The sequence below is a fragment of the Alkalibacterium sp. m-11 genome (assembly GCF_054658155.1).
Window position 1 is genome coordinate 1 of record NZ_BAAGIR010000236.1, and the last position, 1,950, is coordinate 1,950.

The 1,950-nt window shown below is 33.0% G+C and carries 3 protein-coding genes and 1 pseudogene; 3 read left to right on the top strand and 1 reads right to left on the bottom strand.

The features are described from left to right. Window positions 1–80: 80 nt before the first annotated feature. Entirely contained in the window at window positions 81–611 is a 531-nt protein-coding gene (locus tag ACYQ2O_RS12050; protein ID WP_346025152.1) for a hypothetical protein, read from the bottom strand. A 525-nt stretch (window positions 612–1,136) separates the two neighbouring features. On the opposite strand from ACYQ2O_RS12050, the pseudogene ACYQ2O_RS12055 reads away from it, so the two are divergent. From ACYQ2O_RS12055 to tnpB, 3 genes and pseudogenes are all read left to right on the top strand, one after another. Next, a pseudogene (locus ACYQ2O_RS12055) lies at window positions 1,137–1,214 on the top strand (tyrosine-type recombinase/integrase); the annotation flags it as partial. Between the two features lie 257 nt (window positions 1,215–1,471). Further along, window positions 1,472–1,672, top strand: a complete 201-nt coding sequence (locus ACYQ2O_RS12060; RefSeq protein ID WP_346025151.1) for a hypothetical protein — start codon at window positions 1,472–1,474, stop codon at window positions 1,670–1,672. Beyond that, window positions 1,659–1,950, top strand: a 292-nt coding sequence (tnpB, locus tag ACYQ2O_RS12065; RefSeq protein WP_459796687.1) for an IS66 family insertion sequence element accessory protein TnpB, incomplete at its 3' end; no start/stop codon positions are given. The genes ACYQ2O_RS12060 and tnpB, both read left to right, overlap by 14 nt.

Genomic DNA, 1,950 nt, shown 5'->3' on the forward strand with positions numbered 1-1,950 from the left:
GCATATGGGCGTTTCATTTGCATGGCTATTTTTAAACATAATTGCTAAAAATGAGGAATTAACGAATACAGGTTTTCTAATTACATGCAATAGTGGATATTTAGTGTAAAAAGGGTAAATTCAAAATCTCCAGTAAGTTTCTTAATAGTATTTTTAGTAGTATGATAATAAACTGGACTCCAATCAGAAGTGGACATTAGAGAAAAGTTGTCTACTTTACTATAATCAATAAAAGTTTCTGTCTCTATAATTTCACCGTAGTCAATACCATCAATAGATGTTTCACTAGTTATAGGATCGACTATTATTATTTTAGATTTTTTATTATTTTCATTGTAGTATGATATTACAACATTTGAATTTTCATCTAATACAGCAGATATCTCTTCTCCTGTTTCCACCTTTATATCACGTACCATCTCATCTAGAAAAGACTGATAATCAAAATCATCAAAATCGTGCGGTCTTATAATTTCATTATTTTGTAAGTTAGCAGTTGCTGATTTTTCTGGTATTGTAGCAGATTGAGCAGCTACTTTTAGTGGAATATGGGTAGCAATTAATGTCAAGCTAGCTAATATAATGATAGGCTTCTTTGTAAATTCAAACAATAAAGTTCACCTCTTCTTCATAAATGTTATAGCAATTATAAGATTTACATTTTATTAATTATCATATGACATGTTTAGTATATTCATTAATCGATTAATGTCAATGCTAATAATACTTTATTTTGTAGAACAGATACATAATTCAGGGGGATAATGGTGATTGTAGCTTTTTACAAATGAGGTTCTATGTCAAATAGTGCTGGTCATAGTGTCATGTAGGAAGAAAGCTACCCGATTTTCTTCTTTTTTAAGCTGTTTTTTCTCTATTTCTCATTTTTCTATTAAGGTCACTCGCTGAATGTAATGATTCTGTTTTTTTAGTTCAATCACATCATTGTTTCTCTTTGGTTAATTGAACTGGAAGGTATGCCAAATGATTTAGGTAACTAGAGTAAATACGAAGGTTCAAGAAGCTTTCTAAGGCTTAAATAAAAAGAATTCATTGATACCTGGAGAGAATATATCTCGATATGGAATTTAATTTGAATGTGGGGACTTGTAATTCATTGTTTGAATTGAACTTTAAGAATTAGTAAGCGCTATATCGGAATTAATGAGGACGAGATTAGTGAAACGTTATTGAATTTAAGGTTGGGATTTTGAACTTATTTAACTACTGTTATTTTTTAACCTGAGTTGTATTGCAAAACGTATCTCACGATATTTAATAGATAAGATAATTCGAGTGGGTTTTTGGAATTAAATAGTTTTAAGCAAATAAAGAAGAAGCCAACAAACAAAATGCGCTGACTTCTTTTTTATTTAATTTAAACGTAAGCGATGAATAGCTAGGTACCTTCGAGTCCTCGCGACCTCCTGTTAAACTTAAGATATCATAAGTACACAGGAGGTTTTTCAATTTGGAAAAGAATAAACAATCTATCATACCGGTGACCCTGCATGACGATAACACTAAGCGTCAACGCATTACAAAGCACCAGTCACAGAAATTAGTGGCCCATTTAAAAAATAGTCAGGCAGAGCTACTAGTTTATGAGGGAATCAAACCCTCGACCTTGAGAGTTCTCCTCGCGGAGTTGTCATTAAATGAAACTCGTTGACTTTACTCAAGTAGAGAATATTTTTATTGTGTGTGGAAAAACGGATATGCGCCGTCAAATTGACGGATTAGCTGCGACGATCACTGAAGAATATGATGTGGATGTTTATAACGACGCTCTCTTTCTATTCTGTGGTGGAAAGAAGGATCGGTTCAAAGCTCTTTATTGGGAAGGCGACGGCTTCCTTCTCTTATATAAGCGTTTAGAGAATGGGAAATTGAATTGGCCGCGTAACCAGAACGAGATTCAACAATTAAGTGCACAACAGCTGCGTTGGC